The sequence below is a fragment of the Colwellia echini genome, assembly GCF_002843355.2.
GTDB classification, from domain to species: Bacteria; Pseudomonadota; Gammaproteobacteria; order Enterobacterales; family Alteromonadaceae; genus Colwellia; species Colwellia echini.
Map to the genome: position 1 here is coordinate 75,712 of NZ_PJAI02000016.1, position 20,093 is coordinate 95,804.

The 20,093-nt window shown below is 36.8% G+C and carries 20 protein-coding genes and 1 pseudogene; 9 read left to right on the top strand and 12 right to left on the bottom strand.

Annotated features, from left to right (window positions below):
• Positions 1-4,178: type I polyketide synthase (locus tag CWS31_RS13285; RefSeq protein WP_148747768.1), on the bottom strand; the 4,178-nt coding region annotated here is incomplete at its 3' end.
• A 19-nt stretch (positions 4,179-4,197) separates the two neighbouring features.
• Entirely contained in the window at positions 4,198-5,142 is a 945-nt protein-coding gene (locus tag CWS31_RS13290) for a helix-turn-helix domain-containing protein (RefSeq protein ID WP_246143532.1), read from the bottom strand.
• Positions 5,143-5,513: 371 nt separating this feature from the next.
• Here CWS31_RS13290 and CWS31_RS13295 point away from each other — a divergent pair, with 371 nt between their 5' ends.
• A complete protein-coding gene (locus CWS31_RS13295) occupies positions 5,514-6,362 on the top strand; it encodes a 4'-phosphopantetheinyl transferase family protein (protein WP_101342706.1) in 849 nt (282 codons plus the stop codon).
• Positions 6,363-6,644: 282 nt separating this feature from the next.
• Positions 6,645-7,505, top strand: a complete 861-nt coding sequence (gene yghU, locus CWS31_RS13300; RefSeq protein WP_101342705.1) for a glutathione-dependent disulfide-bond oxidoreductase — start codon at positions 6,645-6,647, stop codon at positions 7,503-7,505.
• A gap of 228 nt (positions 7,506-7,733) precedes the next feature.
• Here the strand turns inward: yghU and def are convergent, their stop codons facing one another.
• Positions 7,734-8,306 (bottom strand): peptide deformylase, encoded by a 573-nt coding sequence (gene def / locus CWS31_RS13305; RefSeq protein ID WP_101342704.1) that lies wholly within the window; start codon positions 8,304-8,306, stop codon positions 7,734-7,736.
• A gap of 143 nt (positions 8,307-8,449) precedes the next feature.
• Here def and CWS31_RS13310 point away from each other — a divergent pair, with 143 nt between their 5' ends.
• Positions 8,450-8,818: a VOC family protein gene (locus tag CWS31_RS13310; protein WP_101342703.1), complete on the top strand. Its 369-nt coding sequence runs from the start codon at positions 8,450-8,452 to the stop codon at positions 8,816-8,818.
• A gap of 154 nt (positions 8,819-8,972) precedes the next feature.
• On the opposite strand, the gene CWS31_RS13315 is transcribed toward CWS31_RS13310, so the two are convergent.
• The 3 genes from CWS31_RS13315 to prmB all read right to left on the bottom strand — a co-directional run bounded on the left by CWS31_RS13315 (position 8,973) and on the right by prmB (position 12,640).
• Positions 8,973-10,187 carry an MFS transporter gene (locus CWS31_RS13315; RefSeq protein ID WP_246143534.1) on the bottom strand — a complete coding sequence of 405 codons (1,215 nt, stop codon included), beginning with the start codon at positions 10,185-10,187 and terminating at the stop codon, positions 8,973-8,975.
• Between the two features lie 212 nt (positions 10,188-10,399).
• Positions 10,400-11,521, bottom strand: a complete 1,122-nt coding sequence (gene aroC, locus CWS31_RS13320) for a chorismate synthase (RefSeq protein WP_101342702.1) — start codon at positions 11,519-11,521, stop codon at positions 10,400-10,402.
• Between the two features lie 177 nt (positions 11,522-11,698).
• A complete protein-coding gene (gene prmB / locus CWS31_RS13325; RefSeq protein ID WP_101342701.1) occupies positions 11,699-12,640 on the bottom strand; it encodes a 50S ribosomal protein L3 N(5)-glutamine methyltransferase in 942 nt (313 codons plus the stop codon).
• Positions 12,641-12,749: 109 nt separating this feature from the next.
• Here prmB and smrB point away from each other — a divergent pair, with 109 nt between their 5' ends.
• Complete coding sequence (smrB, locus tag CWS31_RS13330; protein WP_101342700.1) at positions 12,750-13,469, top strand: endonuclease SmrB; 720 nt, start codon at positions 12,750-12,752, stop codon at positions 13,467-13,469.
• A gap of 41 nt (positions 13,470-13,510) precedes the next feature.
• On the opposite strand, the gene sixA is transcribed toward smrB, so the two are convergent.
• Positions 13,511-14,008, bottom strand: coding sequence for a phosphohistidine phosphatase SixA (gene sixA, locus CWS31_RS13335; protein WP_101342699.1), 498 nt, complete (start codon positions 14,006-14,008; stop codon positions 13,511-13,513).
• A 271-nt stretch (positions 14,009-14,279) separates the two neighbouring features.
• On the opposite strand from sixA, the gene CWS31_RS13340 reads away from it, so the two are divergent.
• On the top strand, positions 14,280-17,099 hold the full coding sequence (locus tag CWS31_RS13340; RefSeq protein ID WP_101342760.1) for an insulinase family protein: 2,820 nt from the start codon (positions 14,280-14,282) through the stop codon (positions 17,097-17,099).
• Between the two features lie 108 nt (positions 17,100-17,207).
• Here CWS31_RS13340 and CWS31_RS13345 read toward each other — a convergent pair.
• Positions 17,208-17,341 (bottom strand): annotated as a pseudogene (locus CWS31_RS13345) (transposase); the annotation flags it as partial.
• 132 nt (positions 17,342-17,473) lie between these two features.
• Here CWS31_RS13345 and CWS31_RS13350 point away from each other — a divergent pair.
• Positions 17,474-17,725: a type II toxin-antitoxin system Phd/YefM family antitoxin gene (locus tag CWS31_RS13350; protein ID WP_101342698.1), complete on the top strand. Its 252-nt coding sequence runs from the start codon at positions 17,474-17,476 to the stop codon at positions 17,723-17,725.
• Positions 17,722-17,982 carry a Txe/YoeB family addiction module toxin gene (locus tag CWS31_RS13355; RefSeq protein ID WP_101342697.1) on the top strand — a complete coding sequence of 87 codons (261 nt, stop codon included), beginning with the start codon at positions 17,722-17,724 and terminating at the stop codon, positions 17,980-17,982. Before CWS31_RS13350 ends, CWS31_RS13355 begins: the two co-directional genes overlap by 4 nt.
• On the opposite strand, the gene CWS31_RS13360 is transcribed toward CWS31_RS13355, so the two are convergent.
• The gene (locus CWS31_RS13360) at positions 17,970-18,149 is read right to left on the bottom strand and encodes a hypothetical protein (protein WP_101342696.1); all 180 of its coding nucleotides are present in this window, start codon (positions 18,147-18,149) and stop codon (positions 17,970-17,972) included. The genes CWS31_RS13355 and CWS31_RS13360 overlap by 13 nt on opposite strands.
• 186 nt (positions 18,150-18,335) lie before the next feature.
• On the opposite strand from CWS31_RS13360, the gene CWS31_RS13365 reads away from it, so the two are divergent.
• Positions 18,336-18,620: a type II toxin-antitoxin system RelB/DinJ family antitoxin gene (locus tag CWS31_RS13365; RefSeq protein WP_101342695.1), complete on the top strand. Its 285-nt coding sequence runs from the start codon at positions 18,336-18,338 to the stop codon at positions 18,618-18,620.
• Positions 18,607-18,876, top strand: a complete 270-nt coding sequence (locus CWS31_RS13370) for a type II toxin-antitoxin system YafQ family toxin (RefSeq protein WP_101342694.1) — start codon at positions 18,607-18,609, stop codon at positions 18,874-18,876. Before CWS31_RS13365 ends, CWS31_RS13370 begins: the two co-directional genes overlap by 14 nt.
• Before the next feature lie 102 nt (positions 18,877-18,978).
• On the opposite strand, the gene CWS31_RS13375 is transcribed toward CWS31_RS13370, so the two are convergent.
• The 3 genes from CWS31_RS13375 to CWS31_RS13385 all read right to left on the bottom strand — a co-directional run bounded on the left by CWS31_RS13375 (position 18,979) and on the right by CWS31_RS13385 (position 19,980).
• Positions 18,979-19,353 (bottom strand): hypothetical protein, encoded by a 375-nt coding sequence (locus CWS31_RS13375; RefSeq protein WP_101342693.1) that lies wholly within the window; start codon positions 19,351-19,353, stop codon positions 18,979-18,981.
• A 121-nt stretch (positions 19,354-19,474) separates the two neighbouring features.
• Positions 19,475-19,693 (bottom strand): BrnA antitoxin family protein, encoded by a 219-nt coding sequence (locus CWS31_RS13380; protein WP_101342692.1) that lies wholly within the window; start codon positions 19,691-19,693, stop codon positions 19,475-19,477.
• A 2-nt stretch (positions 19,694-19,695) separates the two neighbouring features.
• Positions 19,696-19,980: a BrnT family toxin gene (locus CWS31_RS13385; RefSeq protein ID WP_101342691.1), complete on the bottom strand. Its 285-nt coding sequence runs from the start codon at positions 19,978-19,980 to the stop codon at positions 19,696-19,698.
• Between the last annotated feature and the right edge of the window lie 113 nt (positions 19,981-20,093).

Here is a 20,093-nt window from a genome sequence, read left to right on the forward strand (position 1 = left end):
GGTAAGTCAGTAATTATTTCTTGTACTGCACCTAGGATTTCAACACGTTTAATTGAATCAATACCTAAGTCTGCTTCCATATCCATGCCAAGCTCAAGCATTTCAGTTGGGTAACCTGTTTTATCGGCAACCACTTCCATCATCACGGTTTGAATATGTTTTAAGTCTATCGCTACTAATGCAGTTGTTGCATCAGTCGTTGTTTCAGTCGTTTTTTCAACAATAGGTACTGTAGGGGCTACTGGTGCATTTTCAGCCGTAACAACTGCTTCTTTGCCTTGCATCTTTTCTTGCATATAAGCAACGATTTCACCCAGTGTACGCAGCTCTGCTAAATCTTCTGGATTAAGCTCAGGTAAGTCTGTAATTATTTCTTGTACTGCACCTAGGATTTCAACACGTTTAATTGAATCAATACCTAAGTCTGCTTCCATATCCATGCCAAGCTCAAGCATTTCAGTTGGGTAACCTGTTTTATCGGCAACCACTTCCATCATCACGGTTTGAATGTAAGTTAAGTCTACCGTATTGGTATTATCAGCAATGACTTGGCTAACTTGTGCACTTGATAATGCTACTTTTTGCTCTTCCACTTTTATAGTTTGAGTTGGCACTACTGTTTGTGCAGCAGCCCTAACTTGCAAAGGCTGCGACACAGGCGTTGCTGACTCTGGCTTTACTAATGAACTATTTACTGATGTAGAAGTTACTGGTGCAGAAGGTACAGGTGTAGAAGGAGCTGCTGGAACATGAATATTAGCTTTAGTATCAGAATTCTCTGTCATTAAAGCCGACATTTTATCGGTTTGACTATTTAGATATTGCTCGTGTACGCGCAAGGTTTCAGTTTGAAAATCGTGATACATGTTTAACGTGCGTTCAACACTTGCTGGTATTTCATTACCAGATTGATTGTTCGCAACAGCGGTTAGTACACTATCAACCGTTTTTGCATAGGCTTGTGGGCCTTGCATGTATTGTTCATGAACATTTAATAACTGTTGTTGATGGGCAATAAAAGCAGCTACATCATTTTCTAAACTTGAGCTCGAGTGTTGTTGCTGTTGTTGGTGCTGAGAATTAAGTGAATCGTCGTTTTGCGATACATAAACAATTTTTTCTACTTCAACGATTTTCTCTACTGGTTTTTCAATTACTTTTTCGACCACTTTTTCAACCATCACTTCTGTTGGTTTCGCTTGCTTAATAAGTTGACCATCTGCTAAGGCGTCAGCAAATGCTTTTTCCGTTTTAGCACTAACATAAGACTTACCTGTTAACTTCATCGCTAATGGTGACATTTTCGGCGCAGTTACTGGCCGTTTTACCGCATTATATGGATCAATTTCATTACATTGCACACCAAGTACGGCAAGTTGCATTGCTGCTTGTCTTAATTGTTTATCTGAAGACTGTTTGGCATTAGCGTTAACTGCAATGGTTACTATATCGTCTTTATCACCCAAAATATTCTCAACTAATTTAGTTAAAACATTTTTAGGACCAAACTCAACGAAGACTCTACCGCCATCAGCATAAATATTTTCTATCTCAGTATTAAAATGTACCGACTCTAAAATATGATTTTTAAGCGCCGCTTTAATATCAGCCGCTTTATTTGAATATGCTTTACCAGTGCCATTAGCAAAAACAGGAACTATAGGTTTATTGAATTTAGCGTTATCAATCGCTTTTGCAAAAGGCTGTTGTGCATGAGCAACTAATGGCGTATGAAATGCCGCAGAAACAGGTAATGGTACGACTTTAAAGCCTTGTATGCTTAACGCTTTACTCGCAATTTCAATTTGTGCGGTTACACCCGCAACTACCACTTGATTATTCGAGTTGAAGTTAGCAATTGAAACATCGCTGATATCTTTAATTACTTCAGCCACCGCTTTAGTATCGCCCACTACGGCTATCATGGTGCCATTATCTTGTTTTTCGTTATGCTCAGAATCTAAAACAGGTGCTGCCATAGCTTGCCCACGACTTAATGCTAGCATCATATAATCTTGCTCAGACAATACCCCTGCTGCCCACAATGCCGTTAACTCACCAAAACTGTGTCCTGCCGTAAAATCAGCTTTAAAACCTGCTTGGGTAAAGGTTTTATATAAACCAACACTGAAGGTGCCAATAGCGGGTTGTGCGTGCTGAGTTAAACGTAATGCTTCTTCTTGTGCTTTTCGCGCATCATTATTAAAAACTGGAATTGGGTAACTTACCGACGATAATTGCGGTAATCCTGCATGGATAAACGCGCTATCCATGTCACTTGCCGCTTGCATCATCGTTGGGAAATTACAGGCTAGTTCACGCCCCATATTTACATATTGCGATCCTTGACCTGAGAAAAGCGCCACCACTTTACCCGAGGTTTCAAGTGCTTCTTCTCGAAAATAAATACCCGTTGGTAATGACCATGCGTTTGTTGATTGTGCTGATGCGTTAAATTGTTTTAACGCTAGTTCAATAAAGGTTAATGCTTCAGTAGCATTTTTAGCCACAAAACCACAACGCGCATCATCAGCGTTAATTGCTCTAATACCACATTGCGTGACTAAATCATTAAACACATAGTATTGTGCTTCGTTATTGGCTGCAGTAAATTTATCTTGCCAACTTTGTAATTCGTTGATTAACGCAGATTGATTGCTAGCACTAAAAAGTAATGATTCTGGTACTGAATTAATACGATATTTGCCTTGCGCTTTCGATTGATACTCTTCTAATACCATGTGGAAGTTTGTTCCACCAAAACCAAACGAGCTAATGCCTGCTCGGCGTGGTAAACCATCAGCTCGCGGCATCCAAGGGCGAGTTTCGCTGTTAATATAAAGCGGACTGTTTTCAATATCTAAAGCTGGGTTTGGTGTATCAACATTTATGGTCGCCGGTAAAACCTTATGATGTAACGCTAAAATAGCTTTCATCATACCTGCAGCACCAGCCGCGGCTTTGGTGTGACCAATTTGTGATTTTACTGAGCCTAAAGCAATATGTTGTGTTTGTTCATTATCTTGTGTGAAATGTTTTACTAAACCTTTAAATTCTGCCGCATCACCAGCTTTAGTACCTGTACCGTGTGCTTCAATTAAACCACAACTTTTAGGGGCAAAACCGGCATCATCATAAGCACGTTTTAACGCTTTGGCCTGCCCGTCTGGACGTGGCGCGTAAATAGATTTAAAGCGACCATCACTTGAAGTGCCAATACCTTTTAATACCGCATAAATTTTATCGCCATCTCGCTCAGCATCTTCTAAACGCTTAAATGCCATCATGCCGATACCTTCACCGATCATCATGCCTTTTGAGTCGACATCAAACGGTCGAATATCATCGTTAGTGGTAAATGCCGGAGTTTTAGAAAATGACATGTACATAAATGGCGAGTTATCACAACATACACCACCTGAAATCATTACCTCTGAGCGATATTCAAGTAAGTCTGAAACAGCTAATTTAATGGCTGATAATGAGCTTGCACACGCAGCGTCAACTACACAATTGGTTCCACCAAAGTCAAATCGATTAGCGATTCGCCCTGCAATAACATTACCTAACATGCCTGGGAATGAGTTTTCTTCCCAGTCGATGTAAGCTTTTTTGAATTTATCAATGATCATAGCGCGATCTTCTGCGTCAACGCCCGATGCTTTTAATACTTTTTCAAGTACAGGACCTTGCAAACGCGAAGTTAATGGACCAATTTGTTTTTGTCCACCGCCTATACCTAAAGTAATACCAACTTTGTCACGATCGTAACCTGAATCATCACCAATACCCGCATCATTTAATACTTCACGCGCCACCACTAACGACAGAAGTTGAGCAATATCAGTAAGCTCCATAATGTTTGGCGGTAAACCAAATTCCATTGGATCAAAATCAATTTCAGGTAAAAAACCACCGCGTTTACAGTAGGTTTTGTCTTTTACTTTCGGATCACTGTCAAAATAATCTTCAACTTTCCACTGGCTTTCTGGCACATCGGTAATACCGTTAACCGACTCGAAAATATTATCCCAATATTCTTCTAAGTTTTTAGCTTCGGCGAAAATAGACGCCATGCCAACAATGGCAATTGGGCATTCTTGAAGACGAGAGTTAAAGATTTTTTCGTCAATTGCAGTCGTTACCGATGTGTTTGATGTGGTTTGCTTTTTAGCCATGGTGGTTACTCTAGAGTTATTATTTATTTTCACTGTGGTGAACAATGTCATTTTCATATTTTTTTGATGAATTTTGCTCGTTAACACTTGCTTCAGTGTTTTCTACACTAAAATGTGTTGTTGCTTCATCAGGACTTTCATTTAATAAACGAAAACGACTTAAAAATTCATTGTAATTCCCCGCCAAAATTCGGCGAATATGAAACGGGGCTTTTGTGAGCACGTAGCTCATATAACGATTTGCCGCTTCAGTTTCATTACCATCGTAAACATCAACATAAACCCAACCTGAAGTTGGATCGTTAGCGATTAGTAAACGATGCTTAGTTTCTTCACTTACCTGGTCATCACATTTTTTATTAATGAAGTTAGGGAGTTGAGTTACTTTAACTTGTACTACCTCAGTAGCATCACGCTCTGTAACAATACTGCCAGTGTCATTACTGTCGTTAATACGATTTAACACTGCTCGCATTGCTTCAGGGGAAAGATCAGAAGTCAGTTGTTTATGCGCTTTTTTGTCTTCTAAAACGACTTTGATAGTTGTCGCTTCAACACCATTAACGTGACTCGCTATATTTGCAAGGCGAGAAATACCATGACGCTTAAGGCAACGCTGCAAACCTGCTCGCGAGACATTAGCATTAATAAATTGCTTAACCACGGCGAGTAATTCATCAAGCGAAAGCAATAACCGAGTACGCAATTCAACCACTACATACTCTTGCTCTTCACTTAACGTAGTGTGTAACTGTTTAGGTACATGCGAAGCATCAACGAGGGATTCTCGCTTCCTCCATTTACGCACTGTCGCTTCTGATATTTTCAATAAACGAGCAAGCACAGCGGTAGGCAAGTCTGACTCGTGAATAAAAGCACGTATTTCAGGCGTAGTAGTGGCATTAGCGTGTTGGCTAGTAGTTTCTGCAGTCGATACTTGCTTTAAAGAATGGTTTTTAGTCATTTTTATCCATATTTAAATTGATCTTATAACGTCCTGTTTTCTAATGCTGGTAAATAACTTAAGGCGATTAATATACACACGTTTCAAACCCAACACAATCACCCGATACAAGCTTTTACAAATTTATTAATAACTTACAGTTTTAATGAAATACTTTAGTTAAATAACCAATAGCTATAAATAAGAAAAACATTGCTAATTTCCAATAAAAAACAGCTAAAATACTTATTCTTGTCATTAAAATACAAAAAACATTTTTATAAATATAATGTTTTTTATATTAACCATGTTAAAATACTGTTTCTTTGATTATTAATTCCGCAACAATTAATTCCACAACATTAAAGCAATACAAGCTTCCGATACTTTTTATGAATTCTTTTTCTCAATCTGAGCTATCTGCTCGTACTAAACAAAAAATCAACATAGCAAGCAATGAAGTTCATCTCTGGATGACAAAACCAGAGGAGTTACTTGGCGATGATGGGTTATTAGCAAGCTATCAAGCATTACTTACCCCTAGTGAGTTAGAGAAACAACAGCGCTATAAATTTGCAAAAGACCGCCATGATGCTTTAGTTACTCGTGCATTTATTCGTGATTTATTATCGTATTATGATGATGTTGCACCGCAAGATTGGCAGTTTGAAAAAGGTGCTAAAGACAAACCTGAAGTGGTTAATTGTTCTATTCCGCTGCGTTTTAATATTAGTCATACTAAAAGTCTGATTATTTGTGCAGTGACACTCGAAAATGATATTGGCTGTGATGTTGAAAATACTGGTAGGAGTAATAATGTACTTGCTATTGCAGGGCGTTATTATTCACAACAAGAAAATCTTGAGCTTTTCGAACTGCCAACTCATCAACAACATGATAGGTTTTATGATTATTGGACATTAAAAGAGGCTTACATAAAAGCTTGGGGCTTAGGTTTATCCATTCCTTTAGTAGATTATAGTTTTAAAATCAACGATGACATGGATTACTATAAAGAATATTTTGCTATTAAAAACGATATTAATTTAAGTTTTGCTGAGCACAGAGAAGATAAAGCCAATATATGGCGTAATTGGTTATTTTATCCAACCGTTAAAATTGATGAAAAACAAGAACATCGTCTTGCGATTTCGTTACGTTCAACTAATGATAATCAAGACACAGAGTATAAATTTCGATTTTTTAACACCTTGCCTTTACTCGGCTATCAAGAGTTATAAATCAATAGCCCTTTATTTAGTTTATTCTCCTTGAAAGCTATTCTCTGAAGATTGCTATTTTACCTTAACTCTTTCCTTTTCTAGGCTGACTTACGCCTAGAAAATACCTAGCTCAATTCTTACCTCCCCTACACCAGCCAATTTATAATGATCTTACATTCACTTACACATACACTAAGAATCAAACTTAATACTATCGTATCATTTGTTTAAGTAACTTTAGTTCACGTTATTTCAATCGTAAATATATGTTCATCAATCTTCAATATTAAAGGCAAAACTATGAGTGACAATAAATATACACCACCAAAAGTATGGCTAAACGAAGTAAGCAACGGCAACAAGTGGGCTAATATCAACAGTCCAGAGTCTGGGGCAAGATATGAAAAAGAATTACCTGTAGGCGAACACTCATTTCAACTTTATTCGTTAGCTACGCCCAATGGTCAAAAAGTTACCATAATGTTCGAAGAACTATTAGCGCTTGGTATTAAAGAAGCTGAATATGATGCTTTTATCATAAATATTGGTGAGTCAGCCCAATTTTCATCCGGTTTTGTTGGCGTAAATCCCAATTCAAAAATTCCTGCTTTGGTTGATAAAACAGGTAAAGACCCTGTTAAGGTTTTTGAGTCGGCTTCAATATTGGTTCACTTAGCTGAAAAGTTTGAACAATTCTTACCGCAAAATGGCGCAGCAAGAACTCAAGTGTTTAACTGGTTATTTTGGGCGCAAGGCTCAGCACCATTTTTAGGCGGCGGTTTTGGTCATTTCTATGCTTATGCTGATGATAAACAAGAATACCCAATTAACCGTTTTACTATGGAAGTTAAACGTCAATTAGATGTCTTAGACAAGCAACTTGTAGATAATACTTTTATCGCAGGTGATGAATATTCAATTGCGGATATAGCTATTTGGCCCTGGTACGGCAATTTAGTGTTAGGCAAGTTGTATGATGCTGCAGATTTCTTACAAGTAGATACTTATACCAATGTTACCCGCTGGGCAAAAGCGATTGCCAAAAGAGAAGCGGTACAACGAGGTCGTATTGTAAATTGTTCGTGGGGCGAAGAGTGGGAACAATTACCCATTCGTCATTGTGCTAACGATATCGATGAAGTTTTAAAGTTACGTCCGTAAGCTATACCTGAAAAATTACGTCCTTAAAATTATTACCTTAAAGTTAAAGTGAAAACTACAGATCGACACTTAGCCATTACTCACATAATTCTATTTTGTAATGGTTAAGTGATTTTTACTAAAATCTATAATCCCGCTTTTAACTTTAACAGTAATATCAAATGCCTTATTCAATATAATTACTCTAGCTTTATTGTATTTAAAATAAATTATTTATCCTCACATTAGTTAACCCTTAGCAAACTGTTTGTACCACTCTTCTTCGCTGATCAAGTCTTTGGTCGACTCAACTTGGTCAATGAACGTCAAACCGTTTAAATGATCTAGCTCGTGTTGAAATATAATAGCAATAAAGCCAGTTAATACTTCTTGGTGTTTTTGGCCTTGTTGATCAAAATATCGCACGGTTATTTCATTATGTCGTGGCACTAAACCGCGTATGCTTGGCACACTTAAACAACCTTCCCAGCCTTTGGTTTTTTCCGTTGAAGCGTGTAATATTTCAGGGTTAATGATTGCTGTTGGCTCCATTAATGGCGCATCAGGATAACGAGCATTAGGTTTTGAACACATTATAAAAATACGTAAACTATGATGTATTTGTGGTGCTGCAATACCTACACCACCTGCAATACTAACGGCATTCATCATTTCCACAATCAGTTGTTGGCATGATTCTCCTAGAATATTATCAACTTCTGCAGCGCGTTTTCTTAAAACCTCATGCCCTAATTGCGCAATGTTTGTCTTTTCGCTAGGTAATTGGCAACTAGTGTCGTCTTTCGTTTTTATTTTATTCATCTTTTTACTGTACCTTTATTGGTAAAAGTTGTACTCGATATTAAATTTTAATGCATACTTCGAGTTACTTAATTTATTATCAACTATTGTTATAACTAATCGATAACTAACCGATAACTAACCGATAGCTATGGAGTAATTATATGCCACTTCGCGATACAATTAATTATGTAGAATTTCCTGCAAAAGATATTCCCGCTACTAAGGCTTTTTTTGAGCAAGCATTCAATTGGACATTTATTGACTACGGCGAAGAGTACACGGCTTTTAGTAATTCAGGGCTTGAAGGTGGATTCTTTCAATCCAATTTAGTGTCAAATACCGCCAATGGTGCTTGTTTAATTGTATTAATCAGTGAAGATTTAGAAGCAAGCGAACGTCATGTTCAACAATCTGGTGGTATAATTACCCAAAGTATATTTTCATTTCCAGGCGGTAGACGTTTTCATTTTACCGAGCCAAGTGGCAATGAATTAGCGGTTTGGGCCCCCTTAAAAGCACATATTGCTTAGACCTTAATCGTTAATCGTTAATCGTTAATCCTTGGCCATAGTTTATTAGCTTCTAGAATAGTTAAATGGCAAATATTGGCTTTTAGAATAGTTATCTAATTAGAAAACCGTAATCATTTAAACTAAAGCTACTCGGACTCTGTAATAATTATCGCTATACTGTTCGAGTAGTTTTTCTTGTTTGACTAAATAACATAACAATCGCTCCAAGCAATGCGCAACTTCCCGCCATAATAAAAGCGCTTGTTGCGCCCTGGCCATCTAACCATAATATTCCCGTTACATAAGCGCCAACCGCACCACCTAAACCGTATACGCCACCAAGATATATTGCTTGGCCTCGGCTTTGTTGTGTTTTAGTAAAATGTGATGAAATAAACTTCATACTGGCGCTATGGTATATAGCAAAACTTGCTGCGTGGCCTACTTGGTTAATGGTGAGCCAAAATACAGAGTCGGCAACAATAGGCATCATAAACCATCTAACAGCGGTAATCGCTAAACTAAAAACCAATAAACTAGTCAGCGATAAACGTTTAAATATGGCACCCATATAAATAAACACCACTATTTCAGCAACTACCCCTACTGAAATAAACAAACCGATAGCTAAACCTGAGTAATCAAAGTCACGTAAAAATAACGCGAAAAAACCATAATACGGCGCAAAACTTATCTGTAATAATAACCCTGCAATAAAAAATGCGATAAAGTGTCGTTCAAGTAGTTTTTTGACGATTGATGGTTTAGCAATGCTAGCTTTAGTTTTTACGGAATTTACAGAGGCAGTTGCCGAAACAATAACAACATTAGGCTTCAACCGTTTGGGCGTTATAAGTAAAGTGGTGATGAACAAGCCACCAAGAATTATTACCCCTATACTCGTAAATGCATAATAACCAAACCTAGCAATAGCTTCGCCAGCAATAACGGCTATTACTATAAAACCTAAACTTCCCCATAAGCGGATACGCGCATAAATTTTGCTGCTTTGTCTTATTGAATTTAAAGTGTGTACTTCTAGCTGCGGTAGCACGGCAGTCCAAAACAAAGTAAAAAGCGCTAAACTAAACGTTAACGGCCAATAGGTAGTGAACCAATAAAGAAGAGCAAAACTAAATAATGCTAAAAAAACACCTAACCTCATTATGAGTAATGGTTTCGCGGTTATATCAGCAAGAATTGCCCATAATGTTGGCGCAACTATTTTGGTCACTGTCATGATGGCAATAATTTCACCAACTTGACGAGAGTTAAAGCCCGAACCATCTAGAAAAAGCGCTAAGTAAGGTGAAGTTAATCCTAGTAAAGCAAAGTAAAAAAAGTAACTCGACGATAACCGAGTAAACATCGCATTGAATAATGGCAAGCTTATTAACCTTTATAGGTGTAAAAAAGTATAGATGTAAAAAAGCAGGTTAAACGTTTCCTTTCATCGATTGAAAGAAGATCATTTAACCTGCTCTAGTTTGTTTTCATGTTATCTTTTAAGCTAATACTTAACGTTAATAGCTAATATAAATAACATATATAAGTCTCTATACATAAGTAACTTTAAATAACTATAAGTCGGACTATTGATTACGCTTCAATATCCGGTGTAACGCAAACAACATCAGCATTTTGACCACGGTGACGTAAGAAATGATCCATTAAAGTTAACGCCAACATTGCTTCGGCAATAGGTACTGCACGAATACCAACACAAGGATCATGACGACCTTTAGTAATGATATCAGTTGCTTTACCTTCTAAATCAACAGTTTTACCATTTACACCAATACTAGATGTTGGTTTAAGCGCTAAATGGGCAATAATTGATTGTCCTGAAGAAATTCCGCCAAGTATGCCGCCTGAATGATTTGTTGAAAATCCATCAGGTGTAAGCTCGTCTCTATGCTCTGAGCCTTTTTGATTTACAACCGCAAAGCCATCACCTACTTCTACACCTTTCACAGCATTAATACCCATCAAGCCGTGGGCAATTTCAGCATCTAAACGATCAAAAATTGGCTCACCCAAACCAACAGGTACGTTGCTCGCCACTACCGTAACTTTCGCGCCTATTGAGTCTTTCGCTTTAATGATGTCTTTAAGGTATTCACTTAATGGTTCAATTTTAGTTTCATCAGGAAAGAAAAATGGATTTTCTTCCACTTTTTCCCAATCAACTGTATTTACATCAAACGGTGTGCCATTTGGGCCACTGGCAATAATTTCGCCAATTTGCGTAACACAGGCTTGAATTTTAATACCAAACTTTTCAGCTAAATATTTTTTAGCAACTGCACCTGCAGCAACTCGCATTGCTGTTTCACGTGCTGAAGAGCGACCACCACCACGGTAATCACGTAATCCGTACTTTTGCCAGTAGGTATAATCAGCATGACCAGGACGGAAACTTTGCGCGATGTTGCCGTAATCTTTTGAACGTTGATCGGTATTTTCGATCATTAAGCCAATTGGTGTACCCGTGGTTTTACCTTCAAACACACCTGATAAAATTTTAACTTCATCTGGCTCTCTGCGAGCTGTAGTAAATCTATTTTTGCCTGGGCGACGTCTATCTAGATCGATTTGTAAATCTGCTTCAGTTAATTCAAGTCCTGGTGGACAACCATCGATAATTGCGCCTAATCCTAAACCGTGACTTTCACCAAATGAGGTGACTGTAAATAACTTTCCGAAGGTATTGCCTGACATGTAACTTTCCGCCTATAAATTTGTATTTGAGCTAATTTGTATTTAAGTTTTTTGCTCTTTAAAGTATTTCTTTAAGTAATCTTATTCTGATTAACCAATTTTACCGCACATTCTATCTGTATTTTATTTAATTTGCTTTAGTTTGCTTTATCTACATGGTTTTAAATTTTTTAACGGCTACAACTTTAATGCTGCTAAAAATAATTGTTGGTGTCTTTCTAGCTGCACTTTAGTCAGCATAAATACACCATGTCCACCACGTTTAAAGGTTAACCAAGTAAAATCTACATCAGGGTATAAGGTTTCGACATGATATTGTGAGTTACCTACTTCGCAAATAAGTATGCCATCATCATTAAGATGTTGTGCACTTTGAGCTAGTATAATGCGTACAATATCTAAACCATCTTCACCACAACCTAAGCCCATTTCTGGCTCATGGGTGAATTCGGCAGGTAAACTATCAATATCTTCTTGATCTACATAAGGAGGATTACTGACAATCAAATCATATTTGTGCCCTTCAACCCCTGAAAAAACATCCGATTGAATAGGAATAACTTGTTCACTTAAACCATGATTTTCAATATTCATTTGCGCAACATCTAACGCGTCAATAGATAAATCTACCGCATCGACTTCGGCATCAGGAAAATAACTCGCGCAAGCAATGGCAATACAGCCGCTACCTGTACATAAATCTAATATCTGATGTGGTGGATTTTCAGCACTAAAATATGGTGAGAAATGATTTTCAATTAATTCGCCAATAGGCGAACGAGGTACTAAAACACGTTCATCCACATAAAAAGGTAATTGTGCGAAGTAAGCTAAATTCGTGAGGTAAGCAACTGGCTTTTGCGTTTCAATACGCTCCGCGAATAAGGCGAGTATTTGCTGCTTCTCGTCCTCAACTAGACGGCAGTTCATCACTTCGTCTGTCATATTTTCAGGTAAAGCCAAGGCAAACATAACTAAGGTAATAGCCTCACTTAAGGCATTATTACTACCATGACCATAAAATAGCTCGGCATGATTGAATAAACTAGCGCCATAACGGCAATAATCTGCAATTGTGTGTAATTGCGAGGTTATATTTTCACTCTTTGTATTGCTCAAGTTTGTTTCCTTAGGTATTGCGAAATGTACTAATTATTAATATATAGTTTGATTTATCAGCCATGATTAATTTATTTTTATTCACGCAAAAATGTTTTACACTGCATGGATGAAAAATAAAACCGCTAAATATCCTGCCAAATCTGCAGTTCAATCATCGCTCAAATCTGCATTACAAGTAGAAATGACTGCGTTAAAAGCCCAAATAAAATCGACTATAGCGACAGCTGAGCTTAACAAAAACCAGCAAGAAAACGCTGAGATTACGGAGCAAAAAACACAGTCAGTAATGCAAGAAACAATGGTTGATGAAAAACAACTTTTTATGGCTGCTATCGGTAAAGTCAAACCGATAATCAACGACACAGTTCGCTTAAATAAAAGTGGGCATAAGTCTAACACTTCCCTAAAAAATGACCAAGCAGATAACAAGGGAAATAGAGCGATTGCGCAGTTTCATTTTTCAGATGAATTTGAACCCGATTTAAATAAACAAGGGCCAATGAAGTACGTGCGTGAAGGCGTTGATAGCTTTGAAGCTAAAAACTTGCGACGTGGGCATTATCGCCCCGATTTAATTTTAGATTTACACGGGTTAGATCAGCATCAAGCTAAAAAAGAGCTTGCCGCCCTACTATTTGCTTGTCAGAAAGAACACGCGCAATGTATTTGTGTTGTCCATGGTATTGGTTCCCATATTTTAAAGAACAAAGTACCACACTGGTTAGTGCAACATCCCGATGTAATGGCATTTCATCAAGCACCATTAGAATGGGGGGGAAATGGTGCTATTTTGGCGTTAATAGAATTAAAAGATAAATTCAGCTAGCACCACAACTTATATGAATTTTAGTTAAGTCTCATATTTCCTTAGGGTGAAGCTAACCCTTGAAAAGTACCCTGCATTTTTTCAATATCGTAATCAATATGAGCCACACCTGCAGTCGCGAAAATAGGTGCATTATTAGAATCAGTTAACTCTGCCACTAAAAAGCTCACTAGTGGCATATGCGAGATAATCACTAAACTATCTTCTGCTAACATACTTTTCGCATCACTAGCAATTTGCTCATTTAGCCAACCATCAATAAAGTCGTGTATTGGCTGCGCATCATCTAATGGTGTAATAAAATCTAATGTTGTGATCGCCGTTTTCATATGTGCAGTCACTAAGTCACAGGTTTGTTGCGCTCTAACATAAGGACTGACAAAAACATGCTTAGGCTTGATGTTTCTTTTAGCAAACCATTTAGCCATTGCTTTCGCTTCACTTTTACCATGTTCGGTTAAGGCTAAATCACTGTCTTGACAATTATTTTCTAAGCTAAACTGTTTAGCTTCACCGTGCCGCATTATATAAAGTTGCATTAATTTTCTCGCTGACCATGATTTACATTAGCGGATTTATTTAATTTTTTAAGCCAATTATTGATTTAATTGCCTAAACTATTGAGTCTAAGCTATTTTTGCGGCTATAGTAATAGAAATGATGTCTCATTAATAACATAGGTTAAGAATAAATAGGTTTTTTTTATTCCTTTAAGTAATTAAGGAATTGTACTTTCTTCCTGTTATGTTCTTAACTTACCCGATAAAATCAACAATCGCTTTGCTGTTTAAAGTAATTTTAGGAGCCTTAGTGTTGAAGCAAAGTCCGAATGATTTCAAACAATATCAAGCAATTACTCTAAAAAATGGATTACGAGTACTGCTCATTCATAACAATGAAACTACAAAGTCTGCAGCCGCTTTAGCGGTAAATGCTGGCCATTTTAACGATCCCAGAGACCGTCAAGGTTTAGCACACTTTTTAGAGCACATGTTATTTTTAGGCACAAAAAACTTTCCTGATGGCAGTGAATATCAAAAATTCATTAGTCAACATGGTGGCAATCATAATGCCTGGACAGGTACTGAGCACACTTGCTTTTTCTTTGATATTTCTGCCGCGCAGTTTAGTGATGCACTTGAACGCTTTAGTGAGTTTTTTATCGCTCCCTTACTTAGCGATGATTTTGTTGTCAAAGAGCGGGAAAATATTGATGCAGAGTTTACCTTAAAATTAAAAGACGACATTAGGCGTTTATATGATGTACACAAGGATACCATCAACCCTAATCACCCATTTTCACAGTTTTCTGTCGGCAACCTCGATACCCTAGCCGATCGTAAAGGTGTGAATATTAGCAAAGAAATACAAGCTTTTTTTCAACGCTATTATTGCGCACAATATATGACCTTAGCTATTGAAGGGCCACAAACACTCGCCGAATTAAAAGCACTCGCCGAATTACGTTTTAATGGCATCAAATCAACAAAATCTGTTCTGCCGAAAATTACACAACCATTATATTTAGCTAAAAATAAAAAAATAAAAATAGATGTTTGTCCGGTTAAAAATGACCATCAATTAATCATTAGCTTCGCCATGGAAAGTATTGATAAATACTATCAAGACAAACCAGAGTCTATATTGGCTTATTTATTGGGACATGAAGGTGAAGGTGGTATTTTATCTTTACTTAAAAAACATCAATGGGCATTAGGGCTAACCGCAGGCTCAGGTATTAATGGCTCTAACTTTAAAGACTTTAATATTAGCATTGCTCTTACCGATTCAGGTGAAGAACATATTGATGAAATCATAGACATTGTATTTTCTTATATCGGATTATTAAAAAATACAGAAATTGCAGAATATTATTATCATGAAAAACAAAAAATTTGTAATCTAGCTTTTCTTTATCATGAAACAATGCGTCCGTTAGATAGCGTTAGTCATCTAGTTATTAACATGCAATATTATCCCGAAGAAGATTATATTTTTGGTGATTATGTGATGCAAGGCATGTCGCAAGATAATATTTCACACTTACTTGAGTATTTACAGGTTGATAATATGCGTATTATGCATGTTAGCCAAAACAATAGTTTTTCTAAGAACAGTTTTTGGTACCAAGTTCCTTACCATGTAAGCCCTATTCCCTCTGAAAAATTGATGCAGTGGCGTGCACCTAATTGGCAAGCGTTAATCGTTAAGTCTTATACTAAAGGGCTATCTTTACCACAGCCAAATCCTTATATTATCGAAGATCCTATAATATACAAAAACGAAACCGTCGATCCGGACTATCAAAAAACTACGCTTCTACCTGAGAAAATCATCGATAAAAATGGCTTAATTGCTTGGTATAAAAAAGATCAGACTTTCAATGTACCGAAGGGATATTTATATATAGGTATTGATTCACCTTTCGTCGTCGCCAGTGTTGCTAATACGGCTATGACACGCCTATTTGTAGATCTCTACACAGATACGGTTGTTGAAGAAAATTATGACGCCGAACTAGCGGGTATTCATTATCATTTATATGCACACCAAGGCGGTGTAACCGTACAGTTATCTGGCTACAGTGAAAATCAACATTTACTATTAAGTAAGTTATTAACTCGCTTACAAAGTCATCAAGTCACTGAAGAGCATTTTATTTTATTTAAACAGCAGTTAATTAAACATTGGGAAAATAGCAATAAAAGTAAGTCAATCTCACAATTATTTTCTACGTTAAGCTCGGTAATGCAGCCAAATAACCCTAGTAGTCAAGCCTTAGCACAAGCACTTGCGCAAGTGACTTTCACACAGTATCAACATTTTAGTCAGCAATTATTTTTACAAGTTACCTTAGAAGTATTAATACACGGTAACTGGTTAATAGAGCATGCTAAACAAATGTGTGAAACTATAGAACATGCATTTCACGGTAAGGTTAATGAAAAATATGCTATGCAATGCCCTGTAACCGATATTGCAACACTAGGTACGCAGTTAATCCCGTTAGATTTACCTGAACATGATCATGCTTGTGTTATTTACACCGCCTTTGCCGAGAAAGATGAAATATCCGTAGCACTTGCCATGATGACAAGTCATATCTTATCGCCGTTATTTTTTCAAAAAATGCGCACTGAAAAACAATATGGATATCTTGTCGGTGTAGGTTTTGTCCCTATCAATAGTTATCCCGGCATTGCTCTTTATATACAATCGCCACACTGCGATGCATATAAATTAGCAATGGCTATGGATGAGTTTATCGATGACAGTATTGCAGAGCTTGACACTATTAATGATGACCAATGGCAACATTTACAACACGGTTTAGCGAGCCAGTTACAAGAAAAAGATAATAATCTGCGTATTAAGAGTCAGCGATTTTGGGGAGCTATTTGTAACAAAGATCAAGAGTTTAATAAGAAGTCTTTGTTATTACAGGCCGTTTTGAGTTTAAGCCTTGAGCAAATAAAAGTATTCGTTAAAGAACATTTAATTAGCGCCAGCAAGCCAGATCGATTTATATTGTATTCTCAAAGTGACTTGCTAGAGCAAGCTCAAAAACCAGATGGTAAAGTAATAACTGATATTGATGCTTTTATTAAATCGAGTCCGTTCAAATATTAAGTGGATCAATTAGTTTCCGAATTTAAAAATTCAAAAATAGAATTCTATATCGCCTGACAATTACCATGGAGTTTAAGTTCTAAGAGGCAACATTTTCGACATTACGGACATAAACGGGTGGATTTCGAGCTTTTGTGCGATTGTTTTAATGTGATACCAACAACGAAACTTAATTGAACGGCGTTAACTTTAAAGTCATTTGAATACTTCCAAGTTCATCTTGGATAGTTGTACTTTGGCATAAGACACCTCACTTTAGTTAGGTTTTGGTGTCCGTTAAAGCGGGTGAAGATCATTGTCCTTTTGAGTGACTTGTTATGTGCCAATACGCTATACTGTACCAATTAACGTACATGAACATTTTGGAGTTACACATGGATGCAATAAGTTATACCGCCGCTAGAGCAAATTTAGCAAATACGATGGCGCAAGTCTGTAATGATCACGCACCAATTATTATTACCCGTAAAAGTGAAGATCCTGTTGTTATGATATCGCTAGAAGATTATAACGCCATGCAAGAAACTACATATTTACTAAGATCTCCTGCAAATGCTAGAAGCCTTTTAGATTCCATTGCTGAACTTGAAGCAGGTAATGGAACTGAAAGAAAGCTTATTGAATGAAATTAACATTCTCTACAAAAGCTTGGGAGCAATATCTTTATTGGCAAACTACCGATAAAAAAATACTTAAGCGTATTAATTTACTTATTAAAGATATTCAAAGAACTCCCCAAGAAGGTATCGGTAAGCCAGAACCTTTAAAACATGGTTTATCTGGATATTGGTCTCGACGAATAAACGATGAGCATAGAATCGTTTATAAACATCAGGAAGACGTTATTCTAATTGCGCAACTCCGATACCATTACGGCACATAACGCCCATTCAATGGGAAAATTACTGCTTCTGGGTGCTGGGCAATGAACTGAACCATTTTTGCTTGGCTTATTTTATTATTGGATTTTAGCACACCATATTTATTAAATAAGGCAACTTGGAAAACAGTTTTAGCTAGATCGATACTAATAGTGGTAGACTTTTTCATGGTTTGGGCTCCTGTTGATTGGCGTCTTCACCTTACCCTATTAGGTCAAAGGTGAGGAGTCCATACCATTGAGCAAAAAGCCAACTGTATTTGTGCTATTTGAGTAACTTGTTATGTGCTTTTGCCTATATTTGATCTACAATGTAATACAAAGTGATACAAAGTAAGCAAAATAGGTACTTAATAATGAAAACAGAAATGCTCACAACTCGAATTGATCATGATACAAAACTAGCTTTTACTCATATTTGTGATGAAGTAGGCTTAAGCCCTTCACAAGCCCTTAAGCTTTTTGCTCGCGCTGTAATAAATTACGGTGGAATTCCTTTTGAATTAAAAGCAAAACAACCTAATGTTATGACCGTAACAGCTATCCAAGAACTTTCACAAGGTTTAGGAGAGAAATCAGAAAGTGTTACCAGTCTTATTTCAGAGTTAACTGACGGTAAAGTAGTAAATGTTAACTCTTGATTATTCTTCTCAATTTAAAAAAGACTTTAAAAAAATTACGAAATTACCAATACCTGAAATTATTGAAGTAGGTAATGTTATATCAACACTTCAAAAAAGTTTAATTCTTGATGCTAAATATGTTGACCATGCTCTTGTTGGAAATTGGCATGGCTTTAGGGATTGTCACATAAAACCTGATTTGGTTTTAATTTACCGTATTCATGATACTTATTTACAACTTGCTAGAATTGGAACGCATAATGATGTGTTTTGATAGCGCTAAGCACCAACGCCCCAATAAGAGGCTAAAAATAGTTGGTTAAAATAGTAAGGCACGAACAAAACCAACTGTTTTTTGTCCTGCTTGATTGGCTTGTTATATTGAGTTTTGCAACACAACCTTATGAGTTGCTTGGTTTAATTTACCAACAAAGCTATTAAAACATATTAATTGCCCATACTCATCCATATTGTTATCGCGACCAGTTGAAGCTATCCATTCTTGGTAAAAGGATTCAAATTCAGTTTCACTGAAAGACTTAAGAACGCGGTTAATTAACCAAGATGAGTCTACTTCTTCGAGGTTTTGAAATGGGCTTTCTGAAAGTTCAGCACCTAAAAGCGCGACGAATATTTTAAGTTCATCTGCTGTCTCGAACGTCAAAACATCTTCTAACTCATAGCGATCTTCAAGTGAGTTTAAAACCGCTGAATTTAATTCTTCTAATGGAATAAAGGAAAAGTGTATCAATTTGATGCTGACTCCATTAGCAATATAACGCTAAGCTAAGCGGAAAAATACAGTTAGGCTAAACTGCGCGAAGCGCGAGCCAACTGTAATTTTTCCGTTTGAGCGCCTTATAGAGCTACGACTACGCATGCCAGTTAATATCTATTTTTTTATGTGTCGCAACACAGTCTCGAAGATATAAGTTTATTAAGCTTTGGTAAGGAACGCCTGATTCTTCCGCCATACCTTTAAAGTAAGATATGACATCTTCGCCAAGACGCATGGTTACTGGTTTTTTTAATTTACTTGCGTAAGGATTTTTACGCGATTTCATTGCGGATAAATCATATTCATCTTTCATAATTAATGCCCTCGCTGGTAGTTTTTACTTTCGTTTTTCGTTGCTTTTCGAGCAGAGATAACCCTAATAGTATTTCCATCGTCACGTTCACAGTGACAAATAAGTAATAAATTAGTTTCATTGCTCATTCCAAGCATCAAAAAGCGGTCTTCAGTATCGAAGTTCTCTTGATCAAAGAACTGTACGGCAAAATCATCAAAAAATACGGATTTAGCTTCCTCAAAAGAAACACCGTGCTTTTTGATATTTGTTACAGCTTTAGCTGCATTCCATTCGAATTTTACCATATGTACATTGTATGTACGCAGGAGGGAAATGTCAAAGTAGCTCTAACGAGCTTGTAGAATAACTCGTTTTTATATTATTTATTAATAAAAATACTCTAACTGGATTATTTTCT

Excerpts from the sequence above, each read along its gene's own strand:
- smrB (WP_101342700.1), top strand. The coding sequence starts at position 12,750 with ATGAAAAATAAAACCGCTAAATATCCTGCCAAATCTGCAGTTCAATCA.
- CWS31_RS13360 (WP_101342696.1), bottom strand. The coding sequence starts at position 18,149 with ATGAAAAAGTCTACCACTATTAGTATCGATCTAGCTAAAACTGTTTTC.
- yghU (WP_101342705.1), top strand. The coding sequence starts at position 6,645 with ATGAGTGACAATAAATATACACCACCAAAAGTATGGCTAAACGAAGTA.
- CWS31_RS13355 (WP_101342697.1), top strand. The coding sequence starts at position 17,722 with ATGAAATTAACATTCTCTACAAAAGCTTGGGAGCAATATCTTTATTGG.
- CWS31_RS13385 (WP_101342691.1), bottom strand. The coding sequence starts at position 19,980 with ATGGTAAAATTCGAATGGAATGCAGCTAAAGCTGTAACAAATATCAAA.
- CWS31_RS13370 (WP_101342694.1), top strand. The coding sequence starts at position 18,607 with ATGTTAACTCTTGATTATTCTTCTCAATTTAAAAAAGACTTTAAAAAA.
- CWS31_RS13350 (WP_101342698.1), top strand. The coding sequence starts at position 17,474 with ATGGATGCAATAAGTTATACCGCCGCTAGAGCAAATTTAGCAAATACG.
- sixA (WP_101342699.1), bottom strand. The coding sequence starts at position 14,008 with ATGCAACTTTATATAATGCGGCACGGTGAAGCTAAACAGTTTAGCTTA.
- CWS31_RS13365 (WP_101342695.1), top strand. The coding sequence starts at position 18,336 with ATGAAAACAGAAATGCTCACAACTCGAATTGATCATGATACAAAACTA.
- CWS31_RS13380 (WP_101342692.1), bottom strand. The coding sequence starts at position 19,693 with ATGAAAGATGAATATGATTTATCCGCAATGAAATCGCGTAAAAATCCT.
- def (WP_101342704.1), bottom strand. The coding sequence starts at position 8,306 with ATGAATAAAATAAAAACGAAAGACGACACTAGTTGCCAATTACCTAGC.
- aroC (WP_101342702.1), bottom strand. The coding sequence starts at position 11,521 with ATGTCAGGCAATACCTTCGGAAAGTTATTTACAGTCACCTCATTTGGT.
- CWS31_RS13310 (WP_101342703.1), top strand. The coding sequence starts at position 8,450 with ATGCCACTTCGCGATACAATTAATTATGTAGAATTTCCTGCAAAAGAT.
- CWS31_RS13295 (WP_101342706.1), top strand. The coding sequence starts at position 5,514 with ATGAATTCTTTTTCTCAATCTGAGCTATCTGCTCGTACTAAACAAAAA.
- CWS31_RS13290 (WP_246143532.1), bottom strand. The coding sequence starts at position 5,142 with ATGACTAAAAACCATTCTTTAAAGCAAGTATCGACTGCAGAAACTACT.